Annotated in this window: 17 protein-coding genes; 5 read left to right on the top strand and 12 right to left on the bottom strand. The window is 67.7% G+C overall.

Annotated features, from left to right (window positions below; all coding sequences use genetic code 11):
• Window positions 1–6: 6 nt before the first annotated feature.
• The 6 genes from fdh to NR810_RS45795 all read right to left on the bottom strand — a co-directional run bounded on the left by fdh (window position 7) and on the right by NR810_RS45795 (window position 8,128).
• A complete protein-coding gene (gene fdh, locus NR810_RS45820; protein WP_257461990.1) occupies window positions 7–3,270 on the bottom strand; it encodes a formate dehydrogenase in 3,264 nt (1,087 codons plus the stop codon).
• Window positions 3,271–3,384: 114 nt separating this feature from the next.
• Window positions 3,385–3,579 (bottom strand): hypothetical protein, encoded by a 195-nt coding sequence (locus NR810_RS45815; RefSeq protein WP_257461989.1) that lies wholly within the window; start codon window positions 3,577–3,579, stop codon window positions 3,385–3,387.
• A gap of 184 nt (window positions 3,580–3,763) precedes the next feature.
• Window positions 3,764–4,285, bottom strand: coding sequence for a hypothetical protein (locus tag NR810_RS45810; protein ID WP_257461987.1), 522 nt, complete (start codon window positions 4,283–4,285; stop codon window positions 3,764–3,766).
• Between the two features lie 44 nt (window positions 4,286–4,329).
• The gene (locus tag NR810_RS45805) at window positions 4,330–5,331 is read right to left on the bottom strand and encodes a HEAT repeat domain-containing protein (protein WP_257461985.1); all 1,002 of its coding nucleotides are present in this window, start codon (window positions 5,329–5,331) and stop codon (window positions 4,330–4,332) included.
• Between the two features lie 17 nt (window positions 5,332–5,348).
• A complete protein-coding gene (locus tag NR810_RS45800) occupies window positions 5,349–6,560 on the bottom strand; it encodes a hypothetical protein (protein ID WP_257461984.1) in 1,212 nt (403 codons plus the stop codon).
• A 134-nt stretch (window positions 6,561–6,694) separates the two neighbouring features.
• The gene (locus NR810_RS45795; protein ID WP_257461982.1) at window positions 6,695–8,128 is read right to left on the bottom strand and encodes a phytoene desaturase family protein; all 1,434 of its coding nucleotides are present in this window, start codon (window positions 8,126–8,128) and stop codon (window positions 6,695–6,697) included.
• A 239-nt stretch (window positions 8,129–8,367) separates the two neighbouring features.
• Between NR810_RS45795 and NR810_RS45790 the strand changes: the two genes are divergently transcribed.
• The gene (locus NR810_RS45790; RefSeq protein WP_257461980.1) at window positions 8,368–9,351 is read left to right on the top strand and encodes an SDR family NAD(P)-dependent oxidoreductase; all 984 of its coding nucleotides are present in this window, start codon (window positions 8,368–8,370) and stop codon (window positions 9,349–9,351) included.
• Window positions 9,352–9,434: 83 nt separating this feature from the next.
• On the top strand, window positions 9,435–10,022 hold the full coding sequence (locus tag NR810_RS45785; RefSeq protein WP_257461979.1) for a Uma2 family endonuclease: 588 nt from the start codon (window positions 9,435–9,437) through the stop codon (window positions 10,020–10,022).
• A gap of 16 nt (window positions 10,023–10,038) precedes the next feature.
• On the opposite strand, the gene NR810_RS45780 is transcribed toward NR810_RS45785, so the two are convergent.
• The gene (locus NR810_RS45780; protein ID WP_257461978.1) at window positions 10,039–10,326 is read right to left on the bottom strand and encodes a hypothetical protein; all 288 of its coding nucleotides are present in this window, start codon (window positions 10,324–10,326) and stop codon (window positions 10,039–10,041) included.
• Window positions 10,327–10,412: 86 nt separating this feature from the next.
• Between NR810_RS45780 and NR810_RS45775 the strand changes: the two genes are divergently transcribed.
• From NR810_RS45775 to NR810_RS45765, 3 genes are all read left to right on the top strand, one after another.
• Window positions 10,413–14,624, top strand: a complete 4,212-nt coding sequence (locus NR810_RS45775; RefSeq protein ID WP_257461977.1) for an SIR2 family protein — start codon at window positions 10,413–10,415, stop codon at window positions 14,622–14,624.
• A gap of 140 nt (window positions 14,625–14,764) precedes the next feature.
• Entirely contained in the window at window positions 14,765–15,685 is a 921-nt protein-coding gene (locus NR810_RS45770) for a DUF2381 family protein (RefSeq protein ID WP_257461976.1), read from the top strand.
• Window positions 15,686–15,937: 252 nt separating this feature from the next.
• A complete protein-coding gene (locus NR810_RS45765; RefSeq protein WP_257461975.1) occupies window positions 15,938–16,339 on the top strand; it encodes a hypothetical protein in 402 nt (133 codons plus the stop codon).
• 6 nt (window positions 16,340–16,345) lie between these two features.
• Here the strand turns inward: NR810_RS45765 and NR810_RS45760 are convergent, their stop codons facing one another.
• From NR810_RS45760 to NR810_RS45740, 5 genes are all read right to left on the bottom strand, one after another.
• Complete coding sequence (locus tag NR810_RS45760; RefSeq protein WP_257461974.1) at window positions 16,346–16,972, bottom strand: YigZ family protein; 627 nt, start codon at window positions 16,970–16,972, stop codon at window positions 16,346–16,348.
• A gap of 43 nt (window positions 16,973–17,015) precedes the next feature.
• Window positions 17,016–17,162 (bottom strand): addiction module protein, encoded by a 147-nt coding sequence (locus tag NR810_RS45755; RefSeq protein WP_257461973.1) that lies wholly within the window; start codon window positions 17,160–17,162, stop codon window positions 17,016–17,018.
• A 50-nt stretch (window positions 17,163–17,212) separates the two neighbouring features.
• Window positions 17,213–17,692, bottom strand: a complete 480-nt coding sequence (locus NR810_RS45750; RefSeq protein ID WP_257461972.1) for a hypothetical protein — start codon at window positions 17,690–17,692, stop codon at window positions 17,213–17,215.
• 98 nt (window positions 17,693–17,790) lie between these two features.
• On the bottom strand, window positions 17,791–18,126 hold the full coding sequence (locus NR810_RS45745) for an SPW repeat protein (RefSeq protein WP_257461971.1): 336 nt from the start codon (window positions 18,124–18,126) through the stop codon (window positions 17,791–17,793).
• 128 nt (window positions 18,127–18,254) lie between these two features.
• Entirely contained in the window at window positions 18,255–18,497 is a 243-nt protein-coding gene (locus NR810_RS45740) for a hypothetical protein (protein WP_257461969.1), read from the bottom strand.
• Between the last annotated feature and the right edge of the window lie 395 nt (window positions 18,498–18,892).

Below are 18,892 nucleotides of genomic sequence, written 5' to 3'. Positions count from 1 at the left end.
GGAGCGCTACTCCTTCTCCTGCGGAGGTTGTTCCGCGTGCGGGCCCACGCCCTCCAGGTCCCTCGGGACGTCCACCACGCCCGGAGGCAGGGGCCACGGCTCCCAGCCCATGGCCGCGCGCCGGTACCGGCTGCGCCTCCCGGGGAGGAGGTTGCAGGTGAGCGCCTTGGACTCCTGGATGGAGACGTTCGGATCCGCGGTGAAGCCGAGCAGGTCGTTGGCGCTCTCTCCCCGCACGCGTCCCGTGTAGCCCCAGTGGTACGGCAGGCCCACCTGGTGCACCCGCTTCCCGTCCAGTTGCAGCGGGCGGATGCGCTCCGTCACCAGCACCCGGCATTCAATCTCTCCACGTGCCGTGTACAGCGTGCACCAGCCGCCGTTCTCCAACTCCGCCTCGGCGGCCAGCTCCGGAGACACCTCGACGAACATCTCCGGCTGCAGCTCGCTCAACCACGACAGCCAGCGCGACATGCCGCCCGCGGTGTGGTGCTCGGTGAGGCGGTACGTGGTGAGGACATACGGGTAGCGCGGGTCCGCCCAGGCGCGGTGCAGGGGATTGTCCCGGCGCCGGTACTCGTAGCGCGCCGGGTTGCACTGCTGCGCGTAGAGGAAGTTGCGGACGGGCGACTCCAGCGGCTCGTAGTGCGTGGGCAGCGGACCGTCCATCATCCCGCTCGGCGCGAAGAGCCAGCCCTTCCCGTCCGCCTGCATGATGAACGGGTCCGTGCCCGAGAGCGTGTCCACGCCATGGGTCTCCGGCAGGGGCCGGTACGAGGGCGGCCGGTCCACGATGAAGTCCGGCACGTCCTCGCCCGTCCACCTGCCCTGCTGGGCGTCCCACCAGACGTACTTCTTGCGCTCGCTCCAGGGGCGGCCCTCGGGGTCCGCTGAGGCGCGGTTGTAGAGGAGCCGCCGGTTGGCGGGCCAGGCCCAACCCCACTCGGATGCCACCCACGTCTGTTCCCGTCCGGGCTTCCTGCGCGCCGGCTGGTTCACCCCGTCCGCGTAGCTGCCCGAATAAATCCAACAGCCGCACGCGGTGGAGCCGTCGTCCTTCAGCTCCGAGAAACCAGGCACCGGGGCGCCGTCCGCCACGGTATAGCCGCTGATCTCCTTCAACACGGCCTCGGCGTCGGGCTCCTCGCGAGGGCCCTTCGTCGGGTAGTCCCAGGTGAGGGCCTGGAGAGGCCTGTCCTTCTCCTCGGTGGAGTCCGCGTAGAGCTCCTTCAGCCGGCGCCCGAGGTGGAAGATGAAGTGCAGATCACTTCGCGCCTCACCGGGTGACTCGACTGCCTTGTGGTGCCACTGGAGCAGGCGCTGGGTGTTGGTGAAGGAGCCGTCCTTCTCGGTGTGCGCGGCGCACGGGAAGAAGAAGACCTCGGTCTGGATGTCCTCGGGGCGCACGTCGCCGCGGACGACCTCGGGGGCGGTGCGCCAGAACTCGGCCGTCTCGGTGAGGGACAGGTCGCTGACCACGAGCCAGTCGAGCTTGCCCAGAGCCTTGCGCTGCAGGGCGCCGTTCATGGAGCCCACGACGGGGTTCTCGCCGAGGACGAAGTAGCCCTTCACCTTGCCATCGGCCATGTCGGCGACGGTCGTCATGTGCGAGTGGTCGCCGGTGAGCTTGGGTATCCAGTGGAAGCCCCAGTCGTTGTCCTTCGTCGCGGCGTCGCCGTAGTACGCCTTGAGCAGGGAGACGACGTACTTGGGGAAGTTGCTCCACCAGCCGCTGGCGGACTCGTTGTTGTGGAGGTACTGGTCGAAGCGCTGCGCGTCCGGCGCGTGCGGCATGGGGATGTAGCCGGGCAGCAGGTTGTAGAGGGTGGGGATGTCGGAGGAGCCCTGGATGGAGGCGTGGCCGCGCAGGGCCATGATGCCGCCGCCGGGCCGGCCGATGTTGCCGAGCAGCAGCTGGATGATGGCGGCGGTGCGGATGTTCTGCACGCCCACCGAGTGCTGCGTCCAACCCACGGCGTAGCAGAAGGCGCTGGTGCGCTCGCGGCCCGAGTTGTCGCAGAGCGTGCGGGCCACCTGGAGGAAGAGCTCCTGGGGGACGCCGCAGATGCGCGAGACGACGGCCGGCGTGTAGCGCGCGTAGTGGCGCTTGAGCACCTGGAAGACGCAGCGCGGGTGCTGGAGCGTCTTGTCGCTCGGCACCTCGGTGATGTGCTTGCCGCGCACCTTGCCGTGGCCGCCGGCGCCGGGCTCGGCGAAGAGCTCCTTGTGGCCCGCGGCGGGCACGACGCCGTCCATGTTCTCGTACTGCCAGGTGTGCGGAGAGTACGAGCCCTTGTCCGGGTCGTAGCCGCTGAAGAGGCCGTCGAGGTCCTCGGTGTCCTGGAAGTCCTCGCGGAGGATGGCGGGGGCGTTGGTGTAATTCACGACGTAGTCGTGGAAGTAGCGCTCGTTCTCCAGGATGTAGTGGACGAGGCCGCCGAGGAACGCGATGTCCGAGCCCGCGCGCAGGGGCACGTATGTGTCCGCCATGGCGCTGGTGCGGGTGAAGCGCGGGTCCACGTGGATGAGGGTGGCGCCGCGCTCACGGGCCTCCATCACCCACTGGAAGCCCACGGGGTGACACTCGGCCATGTTGCTGCCCATGATGAGGATGCAGTCCGCGTTCGCCAGGTCCTGCTGGAACGTGGTGGCACCGCCTCGGCCGAACGAGATGCCCAGACCGGGCACCGTGGAGGAGTGTCATATTCGAGCCTGGTTCTCCACCTGGACGATGCCGAGTCCGGCGGTGAAGAGCTTCTTGATGAGGTAGTTCTCCTCGTTGTCGAGCGTGGCGCCGCCGAGGTGGGCGATGCCGAGGGTGCGGTGGACGGCCTCGCCCTTGTCGTTCGTGTCCTCCCAGGTGGCGTCGCGCGTCTTCTTCACGCGCTCGGCGACCATGTCCAGGGCCTGGTGGAGGGGGATGCGTTCCCACTGCGTGCCACCGGGGCGGCGGTAGAGGACGGTGTCGAGCCGATGACTGCCGGTGACGAGCTGGAAGGTGGCGGCGCCCTTGGGGCAGAGCCGGCCGCGGGAGATGGGCGAGTCCTCATCGCCCTCGATGTCGAGAATCCTGTCGCCCTGGACGTAGACCTTCTGGCCGCAGCCGACGGCGCAGTAGGGGCAGATGGAGGGGACGACCTTGTCGGCGTGGAGGGTGCGCGGCGCGAGGTGGCGGCTGCGCTCGCTCATGGCCGTGTCACCGAGGGCGGTGGAGTCCTTCTCCTGGAGCTGACGGATGAGGGGCCAGCGGGAGAACAGGTCGAGGAGTCCCAAGGCAAGCCTCCGGAGGACGCGCTTCAGGACCCAATCTGGACATGGGAGAGCCAGGAGACAACAACCCCTCTCCCTCTGGGAGAGGGACGGGGTGAGGGTATTCGCCTCAGTGCCTCACGCCTGTGCGCCCTGGAAGGAGATGCGCAGGCCCTGGTGGGTCACCGTGACGAGAGGACGGCCGAACCACCCGCAGTGCTTGCAGACGCCGTTGGGCCCCGAGGCGGTGACACGCACCGGCAGATCCGCCGCGCAGACGGGGCAGCCCTCGGGAATCATGTAGTCACGGGGTGTTCTCTGAACTTCGGTCATTGATCAGAGGTAACGCAGGCCGGGCCCCGTGCAACGTCGCGCGGCGGAACTTCCCGTCCAGGGTCTCGGAGCTCGCCTGCCTGCCCTGGGAGAATCCAGGAAGAGGAGGGCGGCCGAGCGCTCACGAACAGGCCGGGAGGCAAGCCTCCCCGCCGCTCATGAGCGTCGAAGCCGCGCGCTCCAACTACTGGATGTAGCCGACGGTCTCGCCGCGGTCGAGGAACTCACCTTTGGAGGTGTAACTCGAGTACCAGGAGGTGTTGTTGGTGCCGTAGCGGTCGTACTGCATATGGGTGTGGGGGCCGGTGACGTTGCCGGTGCCGCCCTCGTCGCCGATCTGGCAGCGGTCGCAGGTCTTGTCGACCGAGGTGGGCTCCTGGAGGAAGTGCCACTGGCGGATGACGAAGTCGTTGGCGAAGGTGTGCTTCACCTCGTTCTGGTTGCCGCTGCCGTTGCCGTAGCAGACGTCGGCGGTGGTGCGGATGGTGACGTTCCAGTACATGGAGCCGACCACGCCGGTCTCGACGCCCCAGTAGCCGCAGGCGTTGCGGCTGGAGATGTCGACGGCGCCGTGGAAGGTGCCGCTCGAGTAGTAGGTGGTGGCCGTCACGTCGCCCGGGAAGGGCGAGCCGACCCGGTAGGCGGCGGTGGCGGCGGCGGGGATGAGTGCCAGGACAGCCAGGGTGGTCTTCATTGCCTTACGCATCGTGGTTCCTCTCGGGCCGGTGGACCGGCCCCCGGGGGGATCTGCTACCGAGCCTGTTGCAGCCTCTGCTTCTCCCTCAGGATCAGGCTCCAATCCTGGTGGTTCATCTCGAGGACTCGAATCCAGGTGTCGATCTCCGGCGCGAGGCTGGGGTCGACGCCGCGCAGCCGCTGGAGCTCGGGGACGGCGCTGGAGAAGCCGAGCCGGGCGACGCTCTGGAGGATGGCCTTGCGCACGGTGGGGTCCTTCTCGCCGCGGTACATGCCGGTGAGCGCCTGCCGGGCGCTGGCCATCTCCGCCACGGGCACGCCTCCCAGCGCGGTGGACGCCGCGGCGCGGACCTCGGCGGAGTCGCTGCCGAGCAGCTGCTCGAGCTTGCGGGCCGACCCGGCGCTGATGTCTCCGGTCATGAGCTGGCCGAGGACCTTCGCCGTCACCTTGGGATCCGTCGAGGCGGCGGCCGCGGCCACGGCGGAGTCGGCGGCGGGGCCATGGTGACCGCCGTAGACCTCCAGGTTGTCCTCGACCAGGTTGGTCGCGGCCTCCATGCGCACCTCGGGCGAGGGGTCGCGGACCAGGCGCTCGTACATGTCCCCCGTGCGCTCCAGCGCGCCGGTGCGGCGCATGGCACGGACGGTGGCGGCGCGGAGGCTCGGGTCCCTGTCCTCCAGGGCGCGCTTCGCGACGCGCTGGAATGACTCGTCCTCCAGGCCGCGCTCGGTGCGCGCGACCAGGGCGGCCGCGAGGTGCTCGACCATGACCGGGTCGTACTCGCGGTCGAAGGCGGCCTGGAGCTCGGCGAGGGGCAGGTTGACGGCGGACTCGCGCAGCAGCGTGCGCAGGTAGAGCTTGTAGGCCTCGGACTTCGAGTGGAGCCCGCGGCGGATGGAGTCCATGAGGCCCTGGACCGAGCAGGTTCCGGCCTTGAGGGCGGGGGCCTCGGACGAGGGGGCCGGCTGGTGCGCCAGCGCCAGCGCCGGGGCGAGGAGGCTGACGGCGAGCGTCAGGGTGGGAAGCACGTTCATGCGGAGGAAGGGGCGTGTCATGGGGTGGGCTCCGGACTTCATTCCTCGTGGCGGTCCAGACAGCCGAAGGGATCGTCCGTGGGCAGGGAGAACCAGATGCGCCCGAAGTCGACGATGCCGCTGGCGTAGAGCCGCTCGAAGTGCTGGTACTGGGCCTGGAAGCGCGGGTCGCTCAGGGCCATGTTCGCCATGACGGGGAGCGCGTCCTTCCCCGCGGTGCGGGCGGCGAAGCGGAACAGGGACCAGCGCACGCAGAGGTCCTTCTCGGTCTCGAAGTTCTTGGAGAAGATCTCCAGGGCCTGGGTCTTGTCCTCGGACAGGGACAGGTCGTGCGCGGCCACCATGCGGACGTCCTCGCTGCCCTCGGTGGAGAGGAGCTTCGCCAGCCGCCCGGTGGCCTGCGTGTCGAGCGGCGCCTCGGCGTGCATCTCCATCTCGAGCGCGAGGTAGCGGACCTGCTCATCCATGGACTGGGTGCCGATGGTGAGGAGCTTGTCGAGGTAGGGTTTGGCGTTGCCGGTCTTCTTGTAGTCCTCCTGCATCACCCGGCCGATGGCGCGCGTGGTGACCCAGCCGGCCTCGCCGGAGGAGGCGTCCTGGGCGAAGGCGGCGAGCTTGTCGAGCGCCGCCGGCTCGAGCCGGGGCATGCGCTGGAGCTCGTCCAGGAAGCCCGCGCGCCGCCCCAGGTCGAGGCTCTCGTCGAGCCCCAGGGACGTGAGCTGCGCGGCGAGCCTGGGCAGGGCCTCGGAGCCCCGGATGCCGCCCATGAGCAGCTTGAACTCCGCGGGCGAGGCCTCGCGAGCCCAGCCGAGAACCTCACTGGCGCGGCCCTCGTCATTGCCGATGAGCTCGGCCAGACGGCCCTTGAGGTACTCGAGGACGAGCGGATCCTTCACGGCGAGCAGGGGCCGGGCCCACTCGCGGAACGTCTCCAGGGTCACGTTGTCGTTGAACTGCTCCAGGTCCTCCCAGCAGAGGGTGCTGTTGAACCGGGGGGGCTTCTCCTCGGCCCGCTTGCCCTGTCCGGTGGGCGCGGCGGCCATGGAAGGAGCGGGGCCCGAGGGCTGGGCACCGGGCGTCTGGGCCTGGCGCGCCTCGGGCGTGCCGCTGTCCTCGGAAGAACCGCGGGAGAGCAGCGCCACGGCCGCGAGCAGGGCCACGGCTCCGAGCGCGATCGCGATCTTCGACCCACGGCGGGCCGGGTCATTCACCGGAGGGGAAGCGGAGCGATGGAGGGATTCTGGAGTCATGGGGTCGGGTTCCAATGAGGAGGAGGGCCCGAAATCCCGTTCGTCCCAGGAAAAAAGAAAAAACAGACCCCACCGTCATCTCCGGCCAGGAAAAGGCTGGGATTCCAGGTGTTTATGGGCCGAGGGAGTGCCTGTCAGCCCTTGCGCCACACCTCGCTGGCGAGCAGCGCCCGCGCGGCGAGGAAGCCACACAGCCCGTGAACACCGGGGCCGGGCGGGGTGGAGGACGAGCACAGGTAGAGGCGCGGGTCGGGCGTGGCGTAGGGGACGAGGCGGGCCATGGGCCGGGCGAACAACTGCATTCCCTCCATGGCGCCGCCGGAGATGTCGCCGCCGATGAAGTTGGCGTTGTAGGCCTCGTACTGCGCGGGCGAGCGCGTGTGCCGGGCGAGGATGCGGTCGCGGAAGCCGGGGGCGAAGCGCTCCATCTGGGCCTCGATGCGCCCGGTCATGTCCTCGGTGCAGCCATGGGGTACGTGGCAGTAGGCCCAGCCGGTGTGCTGGCCCGAGGGGGCGCGGCTGCCATCGAACAGGGTGTGCTGGGCCACGAGCACATAGGGGGACTCGGGGACCTCGCCGCGTGCGACGGCGGCCTCGCTGGCGGAGATCTCCTCCAACGTACCGCCGAGGTGCACGGTGCCCGCGCGTGCGCACGCGGCGGCGCGCCAGGGAATGGGACCGGAGAGGGCCCAGTCCACCTTGAAGACACCGGGCCCGTAGCGGAAGCGCTTGAGCGCCTCGACGTAGTGAGGAGGAAGCCGGTGGCCGGCGAGCTTCACGAGCTGCGCGGGCGTCACGTCGAGCAGCACGGCGCGGGCGCGGGGCAGCTCATCCACGTTGTACACGCGGTGGCCGGTGACGACCTCGCCGCCGAGCGCGCGCAGGTAGCTGACGAGCGCGTCGACGAGCTTCTGGGTGCCGCCACGGGGAAAGGGCCAGCCGACGGCATGGCCGGAGGCGAGGAGGAGGATGCCGAAGGCGGAGGTGAAGGGGCGTTCGAGGGCGGAGAAGGAGTGTGCGGCGGAGCCGGCGAAGAGGGCGCGGGCGAGGGGGCCGCGGAAGGCGTTCCTGGCGAGCGAGTGCGCGGGGCGGAGGGCGCGCAGGCCGAAGCGGGCGAGGCGGAGGGGGCGGCGGGGGAGGCGCAGGGGGTCGGCCATCTGGGCCATCACGTCGTCGAAGGCGCGCACCATGGGGCGCATCCATCTCACATACGTGTCGGCGTCGGGGCCGAGCCCCTGGGCGGTGGCCTCGAGGCCGCGCTCGAGGAGGGCGGCGGTGCCGTTCTCGAGCGGGTGGGCGAGGGGGGCATCGGGGTGGACCCACTCGAGCCCATGGGCACCGAGGGGGAGTTGGCGGAAGAAGGGGGAGGCGGCGGCGAGGGGATGGATGGCGGAGCAGACGTCGTGGACGAAGCCGGGGAGGGTGAGCTCGGCGGAGCGCGCACCCCCGCCGGGTGTGGGGGCTGCCTCGAGCACCCGCACCGAGCGGCCCGCGCGGGCCAGGGAGACGGCGGCCGCGAGCCCGTTGGGGCCCGCGCCCACGACGACCGCATCGAGCACCGAGCTCATGTCCTCTAGCTTCACCCGACCTGATGGGTACGCGAGGAAGATGCCAATGGCTTGCGTTCATCAGTGGACGTCAGGGGTCGGCCGGTGCCACGGAATCCGGGCGGGCGGGCGTGGGAGGAGGGGAGGGCAGGATGCCGGGAGGGGGCGGGAATTCCCATCCTTCCCCGGCGGAGTGCCACGTGGGGCCGCCGAGCGGGCCCGAGGGCTGGCGGCGGGAACCGGGATACAGAGGAGAGGACATGGCTCGCCAGGACCTGAGGGGCAAGGTCGCCATCGTGACGGGGGCATCGAGCGGGGTGGGTTGGCAGGCGGCGGTGCGGCTGGGAGAGGCGGGGGTGAGGCTGTGCATCACCGCGCGCCGGGTGGAGGCGCTGGAGAAGCTGCGCCACCTGATGCGGGAGAAGGGCGTGGAGTGCATCGCGGTGCCCGGGGACGTGACGGTGCAGGGGGACGTGGACCAGGTGGTGCGCGAATGCCTGGCGCATTACGGCCGGGTGGACATCCTGGTGAATGACGCGGGGGTGCAGTCCTACGGCCTCTTCGACGAGCTGCCGTGGGAGCACATCACCCGCATCTTCGACATCAACTGTTTTGGCTTCATGCGCTTCGCGCGGGCGGTGCTGCCCCATTTCCGGCAGCAGGGCAGTGGGCACATCCTCAACATCCAGTCGATGTTGTCGAAGGGCTCGGCGCCGTTGTTGTCGGCGTACTCCGCGAGCAAGCACGCGACGCTGGGGTGGGCGAAGAGCCTGGAGATGGAGCTGGTGGGTTCGGGCATCCAGGTGTCGAACGTGCTGGTGCCCTCGGTGGCGACGAACATGTTCGCGCACGCGCCAACGATGTTTGGATTGGCGCCCAAGCCGGTGCCGCCGACGTATGACCCGGACGTGGTGGCGCGAGCGGTGGTGCGGTGCGCGAGGAACCCGGGGAAGACGTCGGTGCCGGTGTTCCTGCAGGGCAGGCTGATACTGTGGCTGAACGGGGTCGCCCCGGCGGTGGGTAGGTTCATCATGGGGCGGTGGGGCGCGCGGATGCAGATGCGTGACGAGCCCGTCGAGCGGCCCGAGGGCAATCTCTTCCATCCGATGGCGAGGAGCGTGGGCCCCTATGGCCCGGTGCCGCCCACGCCGAAGTGGAAGCGCTACTCGCTGGCGGCGGGCCTCGCGGCGCTGGCGGGCGGTGTGGTGTTGGGAGTGACCGGGCTGGCGCGCGCGGCGCGCTGAGCGGAGGGCGGCACTACCTCTCCCGTCAGACCTTCCTGTAGAATGCGAGCGGTCGGGCAGGAAGGCCCGCGGGAGGAGCGGAGATGGGTCGGGGAAAGCGTCCAGCCACCTACGAGGACATCGAGGCGTTACCGCCGGGGTGGGTGGGGGAGATCATCGACGACGAGCTGTACGCCTTTCCCCGGCCATCCGCGTGGAACTTGTGGGCCGTCTCGGTGCTCCTGTCGAAGCTGGGGGACGCCTTCTGCTTAGGGACGCGAGGACCGGGCGGCTGGTGGATCGTGAGGGAGCCCGAGTGGCACTTCAGTCGGCAGGTGCTGGTGCCTGACCTGGCGGGCTGGCGCCGAGAGAGGGCACCCGGGTTGTTCGAACGGGATGAGCCCTTCATCGAGCTGGCGCCCGATTGGGTCTGTGAGGTGTTGTCTCCCTCCACGGTCGCGCTGGATCGGGGGCGCAAGCTGTCCCTCTATCATCAGGAGGGTGTGAGCCACGCGTGGTTGTTGGACCCGCGAGCTCACACGTTGGAGATCTACCATCGAGGATCGCAGGGCTGGCAGCTTGCGGCGCACCACGGAGGAGAGGACGTGGTGCGTGCCGAGCCCTTCGACGCCGAGCCGCTCGACCTTGGACGTCTCTGGGCTCCCAGGTCCACACAGGCACCCGGGCCCTGATGCCCCAACCTGGGATTCAGTCCTCCAACTCCTCGAGCGAGGGGAATCGGATGAGGGTCCACTCACCGTCGCTTCTACGTGCGGCGTTGTAGAGCGCACCCGATACTTCCAGCACAGCCTCATAGGGAAGATTCGACTGGGTGCGCAACCAGGTCAGGGCCTCATCCCGAGTGGCGAAGGAGTGCAGGGGCTTCGGCCAGGCTTCCTCGGTGTTGAAGACCCTGGCGTACTCCCAGAAGTCATTCATCCTGCCGATGTGCCGGATGAAGTGGAGCGCCTTGGCCGCCGTCTCGAGGGTGAACACTGTTTCCTGCTTACTGGAGTGCTGCCCGGCCAATGCTCCAAGTGAATTCAGGACCTTTTCCAGCTCGGTGCTCATTGCGGTGCGGCATGGGTAACGAAGGGGGGACGCGTGCTCTGTTAACATACTGGGCGGGTATGGCGAGCGACATCATCGACTTCCAGGAGGAACGGGGACGCCACGAAGCGCTGCTCGGGAGAGAGGACGTGATGACCGAGCTGGATGCAATCCTGCTGGGTACTCAGTCGCGCGGGTGGGTGCTGGTCAAGGGCGGGCCAGGGATAGGCAAGAGCGCGCTGCTGGCCGAGTGGATCAAGCGACGTGAGCAGGCGGGACTTCCGGTGCCGCCGCACCACTTCCTGCGGCGTGGCGTGGATGACTGGGACCGGCCCGAGGTGGTGAAGCGCAACCTGGCGGCGCAGGTAGAGATGCTGTACCCCGAACTCGCCACTCCAGATGCACGGCCCGAGTCGCGTCTGCGGGAACTGCTGCAGCGAATATCGGCCAAGGTGCTAGTGCCACGCCAGGAGCGGCTTGTGTTGGTGGTGGATGGGCTCGATGAAGTCGAGGAGGACTCCGAGGGCACCAATCCGCTGCCGCGCTTCTTGCCGCACGTGTTGCCACCTGGGGTGAAGGTGCTGTGTGCTTCGCGGCCTACGTATCCGTACCTGAGCTGGCTGGAGGCGCGGGAGAGCCTTCGCACCATCGATCTGAATGGCGAGCGGTGGGCGGGATCGAACAAGAAGGTGGTGCGTCAGTACTGGGAGCACATGGCGCCCGGTTTCGCGCCACCGCTGACGTCGGCCTTCGTGGATGAGGTGGTGCGACGAGCCGAAGGCAATGTGCTCTACGCCATGAAGCTGGCGGAGTGGCTGCGGGAGCAGCCCGTCGAGAAGCGGCGGACCGAGTTGTTGCCGCGAGGCTTGGAGGCGCTGCTCGATGAGAGCTGGGAGCGCATCCAGCGGTTGCCCGCTGAGCTTCGTAGGGTGGCAATCGAGGGGCTAGGTGTGGTGGCTGTAGCCCGCGAGGCGCTGCCACTGTCGAGCCTGGCGGCGGTGGCCGGGTGGAAGGATCTGGATGATGGCGAGCGATTCTTGCGAGTGTCGCGGTCATTCCTCCTGGAGGAGTTGGGGCACGGGAAGAGCGAAAAAGCTTGGCGACTCTTTCACGAATCCTTTCGGAGCTTCATCCTGTCGAAGCTTGGTGAAGGACGAGAGAGGACGGAGCACCGAAGGTTGGCGGAGTATCTGTGCCGGTGGCCGGTCGAGACGTCCGAGCGGGGTTTTCGCTGGAATTATGCATTGCGCCATGGCGTGACGCATTGGTTGAGGGTGGGGGAGTGGGAACTGGCTCGCAGGCTCTACACGGACCTGGGCTACCTCGAGGCGAAGTGCCACGTGGCGGGTGTACTTGCTGTCGAGGAGGACTTGCGGAGTGCTGCTGAGGCGGGAGGAGGACGTGAGCCCGAGTGTTCGAGGATCCTCCATGGAGCTATTCGGGCCGAGTCGCATTGGTTGAGGAAGGACCCGAAAGCACTGGCCCTGCTCGTTTACAACCGGCTGCGCTCTTCAGGATGGACGGCAGCGCGGATTGAAAAGACGCTGCGCTTTCCGGAAGGAGCGCCTGCGCTGCGCTTGCGCCATCCCGTGAGGACAGGAGGCAGTGAGCGCACCCTGGCGGGTCAGGGAGGGGAGGTGCGGGGTTGCGCGGTGACGCCGGACGGGAGCCGAGTCGTGTCGGCGTGCGCTGATGGGACGCTGAGAGTCTGGGAAGTAGAGACGGGGCGGGAGTTGGCCACCCTGGAAGGCCATGAGGGGCGGGTGTGGGGCTGCGCGGTGATGCCGGACGGGAGACGTGTGGTGTCGGCGTCCGACGATGGGACGTTGATGGTGTGGGAGGTGGAGACGGGGCTGAAACTGGCCACCCTGAAAGGGCACGGGGGGAAGCTGTGGGCCTGCGCAGTGACGCCGGATGGGAGACGCGTGGTGTCAGCGTCTACTGATGGGTTGCTGAAAGTGTGGGAGGTGGAGACGGGGCGAGAGGTGGCCACCCTGGCAGGTCATGGGAATACGGTAAACCATTGTGCGGTGATGCCGGATGGGAGCCGAGTGGTGTCCGCGTCCACCGATGGGACACTGAAGGTATGGGAGGTGGAGACGGGGCGAGAGGTGGCCACCCTTGAGGGGCACAAAGCCCCAGTGTGGGGCTGCGCGGTGATGCCAGACGGCAGGCGCGTGGTGTCGGCATCCACCGATGGGACGCTGAAAGTATGGGAGGTAAGGACAGGGCGAGCGCTGGCCACCCTCAATGGTCGTGGGAGGAATCTGTGGGGCTGTGCGGTGATGCCGGACGGCAGGCGCGTGGTGTCGGCGTCCGACGATGGGACGTTGATGGTGTGGGATGTCGGAACGGGGCGGGAACTGGCTACCTTGAAGGGCCATCGGTTCCCGGTGCGGGGCTGCGCGGTGATGCCGGATGGCAGGCGCGTGGTGTCGGCGTCCGATGATGGGACGCTGAAGGTGTGGGATGTCGGAACGGGGCGGGAACTGGCCACTCAAGGAGAGCATAGGGGCGAGGTCCTGGCCTGTGCGGTGACCCCGGACGGGAGACGTGTGGTGTCAGCATCCGATGATGGGACGCTGCAGGTATGGGAAGCGGAGACCGGGCGGAGGTTGGTTACGCTGGAGGGGCACGGGAGGACGTTGGGGTGCGCGGTGACGCCCGACGGCAGGCTCGTGGTGGCAGCATCCGACGATGGATCATTCAAGGTGTGGGAGGTGGAGACAGGACGGGAGTTGGCCAGACTGGAGGGGCTCGGGAGTGCGTGGGGCTGTGCTGTGTCGCCGGACGGGAAGCACGTGCTGTTGGCATCCCACGATGGGACTTTGAAGGTGCGGGAGGTGGGGACAGGACGGGAGTTGACCCTGCCGGATTGCGACTGGATTGGAGTGTGGGGCTGTGCGGTGACTCCAGATGGTCAGCGCATGGTGTCCGCATCCTCCGATAGGACGCTGAAGGTGTGGGAGGTGAAGACGGGGCAGGAGTTGGCCACGTTGCAGGGTGACTGGTCTACGGTGTGGAGCTATGCGGTGACACCGGATGGGCGGCGTGTGGTCTCGGCGTCCCTTTTCGGAGGGCTGAAGGTCTGGGAGGTAGAGACGGGGCGAGAACTGGTCACCTTGGAGGGGCACACGGGAAGCGTGCGAGGTTGCACGGTGACACCGGATGGGCGCCGTGTAGTATCCGCATCCGAAGATGGGACGTTGTCGTTGTGGGACATCGACTCGGGCCGATGCCTTCATACGCTCTACGGAGTTGGGGCCTTTCTCTCGGTTGCATCCACATCCGATGTCATCTGTGCAGGGGATGAGATCGGAAACATCTGGATTCTCGAAATGGAGTCATCTAGCTCCAAGGAGGGTCTGACTCCTGTGAACGTGGTTCCACCCGAACCCCGCATGAGCATCCAATTTCCGGAACCTGTTCTTGAGGCGCATCGCTCGAATACGCTCGCCTTGTTCATTGGCTCTGGCCTTTCGCTCGGCCGTGACGTCAAGGGCGGCTTCCCCACGTGGCAGCAGCTTCCCCAGCGGTTGCTCGATGCCTGTGCGCGATGGGGCGCCATGGACGAGCAGAGCATCCAAGCCAGGCGTGCTCTGTTCAAGGGACGCATGCGTCTCGAGGTCATGCTCGCGGATCTTGGCTCCCTGCGCTCCGCCCTGGCTCGCGACTACCAGAAGGCCCTCAACGACATCTTCCGTCCTGCGGATGCAGCCCCGGGGATGGCGCACCAGTCCGTGGCGCGGCTCGGTGCCCGAGCGATCCTGACCACCAACTATGATTCGCTCCTCGAACGGGTCCAGGAGACGCAGCACAGGCAGGTCTACACCTGGAGGGAGTCCGACTTGGCTCTCAACGACTTGGAGTCAGGCCGCCATGTCCTGCTCAAGGTCCACGGGACGGCGGAGCGCCACGACACCGTGGTCATGACCGAGCGCGAATACCACGAGGTTCGCTCCAACCCGTCCTACCGGGCGGTCCTGAGCCACCTGCTCCAGCAGTACACGTTCTTGTTCATCGGTTACGGGATGAATGACCCGCTGGATCTTGACCTCGTACTCAAGTGGAACGCAGATGCGTTCAAGTCCGCGGCCCGCAGCCACTACGCACTGTTGAAGGACCCGAGCGACAACGACCGCGACCGTTACGAGCGCGAGTACAACGTGCGGGTCATCTCCTACAGTGACCACGCGCAACTCCCGGCCTTCCTGGAGGAACTCCAGCGCGCCGCCTCCAAGTAGCACGCCGTGACGAGCCTCCGCGTGCGCATGCCCCTGCTGTGCAGGGGGCTCAGGTGCACGAGGGGTGAGAGTACCTGCTTCAAGAAGTTGGATTCGAGGCTCTACCTGCGGAGTGGGGCGTGGAATAGAATCCACCGGGCATGCATCTCCCTGCCCGCTCCTGGATGTCCAGTGCCGCTCTGCTGCTGGTTCTCTTGTTGCCGCGAGTCACGCGGGCGGAGCCCACGCCACAGCGCCATCTTGTGATCTCCGAACTGCCCTCGGGCCGTGAGGCGGAGATCCGGATCGCCGCCGACGTTCCCACGGTGGTGCGCTTCGAGTCCGAGCTGGATCCGGCAGGGACACGACTTCAGGCGCAGGGCCCGTCTCCCTTCGAGTGGTTGGTGGTCTCCGGCCGGTTGTTGCTGCTTCATCCCCCGACGAGCACGTGGTTATGGCCCCGCTTGCCTCTGCGGGTCCGGCTGGCGGACGGTACGTCCCTGTCCTTCGCTCTCGTTCCGAGCCCTCCCGCACTGGCGGACGTGCAGGTGGACGTGTTCCTCCACCCGGCTACACCTGGGGCGCTGCGGGTCACGCTCGAGAAAGTGAGCGCCGAGTACGAGGCGCTCAAGCTCGAGCACGCGCGGTCACAGGCCGAGCTCGAACGCTACCGCGACGACGAGTTCAACCCCGATGTCTCCATCGCGGTGCTGCTGCTCGACGACGAGGCCTCCCGATATCTGGTGCGAGGTAGTCCCGTCCTGGCCGGGAGCGAGGATGTTCTGGCTCAGGCCTGGTGCGTGCGTCTCGCCGGGCGTTCGGCCTGCGTCATCCTCGTGACGAACCGTCACCGCAAGAAGAGCTGGACACTGAAACAGTTGCTGCTTCTCAACAGCAGGACCCAGGAACTGTTGCCTGTCGTCGTCCGTGCTCGTCCGTCCACCATCCCACCCGGAGGAAGCGGGCGCGTCGTGCTCGTCACCCGGACGCCATCATCGGCGGACAAGGACCTCTACTCCTTTCATCTCGTGGCTCCTGATGGTCCCGAGTGGCAGATCCGCTACTTGGACATGAAGCTCTGAAGCCCAGGTCGCTCACCTTGGGCCCGGCACATTGGCGCCCCGCCCTGTTTCCTGCCACGCTTCCGCTACATGCCCACGTCGAGAAATCCAGACCCGTTTTCGAGAAGATGGCTCCACCTGCTCGCCCTGGCGGCGCTGGTCGCCGGGTGCTCTGGTGTCCGCTTACGGCCTGATGGAACACCCGGACTCCAGGATTGCCCTCGGGCGTCTCTCGCCGCAATGGCGGAACTGGGCATCGCGCCAGGAGACATCTTGCCCATCATCATGGATGAGCGGTTGGGAGAGAGGGGCCCAACGCGGCTGGAGGAAGGTCCTGTCGTGGGCTACGTCGACATGCCCTACAAGCAACTGCCTGAGAGGACTCGGCTGTTCGGGCAGGTCTGGACGGCGGGAGAGAATGTCATCGTTCGTTATGACGCGGCGCAGGTTCCTGGAGGGCGCCGGGTGCCTTTCTGCGCTGAGGTCGATGACAGCGGTGGGCAGGTGAAGGACCCGGTGTCTCCCCCGAGTGTTGCCATCATCCAGGACAACGTTGCCATGGTGAGGGTGGTTGCCCGCTATGGCGAGCTGGACTCCGTTGACCGACCCAAGGCGTACATCTCCCGGGAAGTCTACAAGCCACCGCCGGCTCCTCGGAGCCCACCTGAGAAGTGAGCCACGTCACTTCTCGGGGTCGAGTACTTCGAGCAGCACCTGTCCGTTCGTCAGGTCGAGCAGCGCGGTCTGGAACGCCTCGAGCCGGGTGACGGGAAGCTCGAGCTGATACCCCACGGTAGCGGCGTACTCCTCCGAGAGGATCTCGGCCTCATGGGTGGCGAGCATCCGGCGGACACCATCAACGCTCGCGTACTCGAGCTCGATGCGCAGGCGGGCCTTACGCACGCGCTCGGTGGTGGGGAGGTTCTCGAGCCCCTGCTGGACGCAGCCAGTGTAGGCCCGCACCAATCCGCCCTTGCCCAGGAGCGTCCCGCCGAAGTAGCGGGTGACGACGACAGCCACATCCCCCACGCTGCCGTGGAGTAGTGCAGTCAGCATGGGCCGGCCCGCAGTGCCGTGCGGCTCTCCGTCATCGCTCATGCCCGCCATTCCAGTCGAGCCGGGGGGTCCCACCACGTACGCCCAGCAGTTGTGGTTGGCATCGGCGAACTCCTCGCGGACGCGGGCGATGAACGCCTTGGCCTCCTCCACGGTCGGAGCTGGGGCAACCGTGGTGATGAAGCGGCTGCGCTGGATCTCCTGCTCCACCCGATGGAGCCGTGCCGGGACGAGGTAGCGTTTTTCTTCCATCCTGGATTCGAGTCCTCGGGATTCCGGTGTTCGAGCGGGCGTTTCACAACGAGTCGAGGATGCGTGCCCTGACCGTATCCCAGGATTCACCCGCCTCGGGGTGCTCATCCAGCTCTGCGAGCCGCCTGTCGAGTTCGGCGAGTTGCTCTTGCGTGGTTTCCTCCTGGGCGGAGTTCTCGGCGTCGTCCATGCGCGTCATCACCCCATATAGAGCCGAATCCCGGCCGCTCGTGGAGTAGGTCACTCGAACTTGTCGACCACGGTGACGGGGGCCGTCTTGGGCAGGGTGATGGCGCTGGGGGTGGTGCCCGCCTCGGCGTAGATGCCTCCCGGGGCCGAGGAGCCGAGCACCAGGCACACCGGATGGACCTGTCCATCCGGCAGGCGGGCCTGGGTGTAGTGCACCTGGACCTTGCCCGTGTCGATCCACAGCACGCCTTCGACGAGCGTCCCCGCGGGCAGCCCGCCCACGTCGCTCGCCAGTTGGCTCGTGATGGGGCCCTGGCGGTAGACGCCGTAGTCCTCGGCACCTCCCGGCTGTGAGGACTCGAGCGTCAGGGTGCCCCGCTGGCCAGACTCCACGCTCAACTTCTTCATGAGCGCGACGGTCTCGGGCGCACAGGTCTGCCTGGAGACGGGGGTCTGCTCCTTCGAGAGCACGGTGCACGCGCTCAGCGCGACGGCGCCCGTGGCGAGGTAGAGCTTCGAGAGTGTCCGCATGAGGCCCTCCTGGGGAGACGCGGGCCGCCATGCAGTACACCCGAGCGGCTCGCGGGTGCCGGAGTCCTTCGCGCCGCAGTCGTGCAACGGACGAAGCGTCAGGCCTCGGTCAGGGGCCTGCGATGGGGAGTCCACACCCGGTGGTCCCAGACGAGCGACAGCGCGCCGACGAGCAGGCCCACGATGACGTCATTGAGGGTCGCGGTGCGATAGCCGCCGAAGCCCAGGACGAAAGGCGAGACGATGAGCCACAGGGCGAGCACGGTGTTGGCGTAGCGCAGCTTGGGGATGGCGATGGCCGCGAGCTCCAGGAGGATGACGCCCAGGCCCACGCACAGATCATTGAGCTGTGCCTCCTGGATGCGATAGCCGAGCACGAAGGGACTCGAAATCAACCAGAAGCCCAGGATGACGTTCAACCAGCGAGCCCACATTCGCCGCTCCTCCGGACGCTTGCAGCGTTCACCGACTCAAATTGGGGAGAGAGGAGTCCCATCCGCAACCAGGGGCTGGCCCCCTCCCTCCCTCTCCCTCCGGGAGAGGGTCGGGGTGAGGGTATCCGTCACCGTGAAAGCACCGCCTCCGTGACGAGTCCGAAGACCGAGGTCTGGAGCGCGAGCAACCGTCGCTCGGCGGAGGACCAGTCGCGTGGCGGCGGAGTGACCCGCAGGCGCGGAAAGACGAGCCGCTCGAACAGCCAGATTCCCGCGCCGAGCGTGAGCCCGTGGAGGCGCGCGGGGTAGAGCAGCGAGGGCCGGAGCCACGCATAGAGCACGCCCAGGGCCGGGCCATAAACCCAGCGCATGAAGAGGCCCCACCGTCGAGCTTCGCGCCGGCCGAGCCGGATTCCGAGCCACCGTCGCGCGCCCCTCCTGGCGATGGAGGGCACCGAATATGGAGGCGGGTGCCCGAGCAGGGAGTCGCGCAGGGGTTCCCAGGCGGTCAGGGCCAGGGTTCCGAGGACTCCCGCGCCGAGTCCTCGCGGCGGACGTCTGACTTCTCCACGTTCCACACCCACCTCCGCATTCAGGAGCCACTTCGAGGTGAAGGTAGGGGTTTCCCGACGGTGGACCCGTGTATGCCCCCTCTCCCTCTGGGAGAGGGCTGGGGTGAGGGTCTTTCCCCGCCCCGAGACCGTGCGACCGAGCGCCGGCCAGTGGCGACAGATCGTCTGCTTCTCACCGAATGGGCTCGTGGGCA

The sequence above is a fragment of the Archangium lipolyticum genome, assembly GCF_024623785.1.
GTDB classification, from domain to species: domain Bacteria; phylum Myxococcota; class Myxococcia; order Myxococcales; family Myxococcaceae; genus Archangium; species Archangium lipolyticum.
This window is presented reverse-complemented; position numbering and strand designations above follow the sequence as displayed.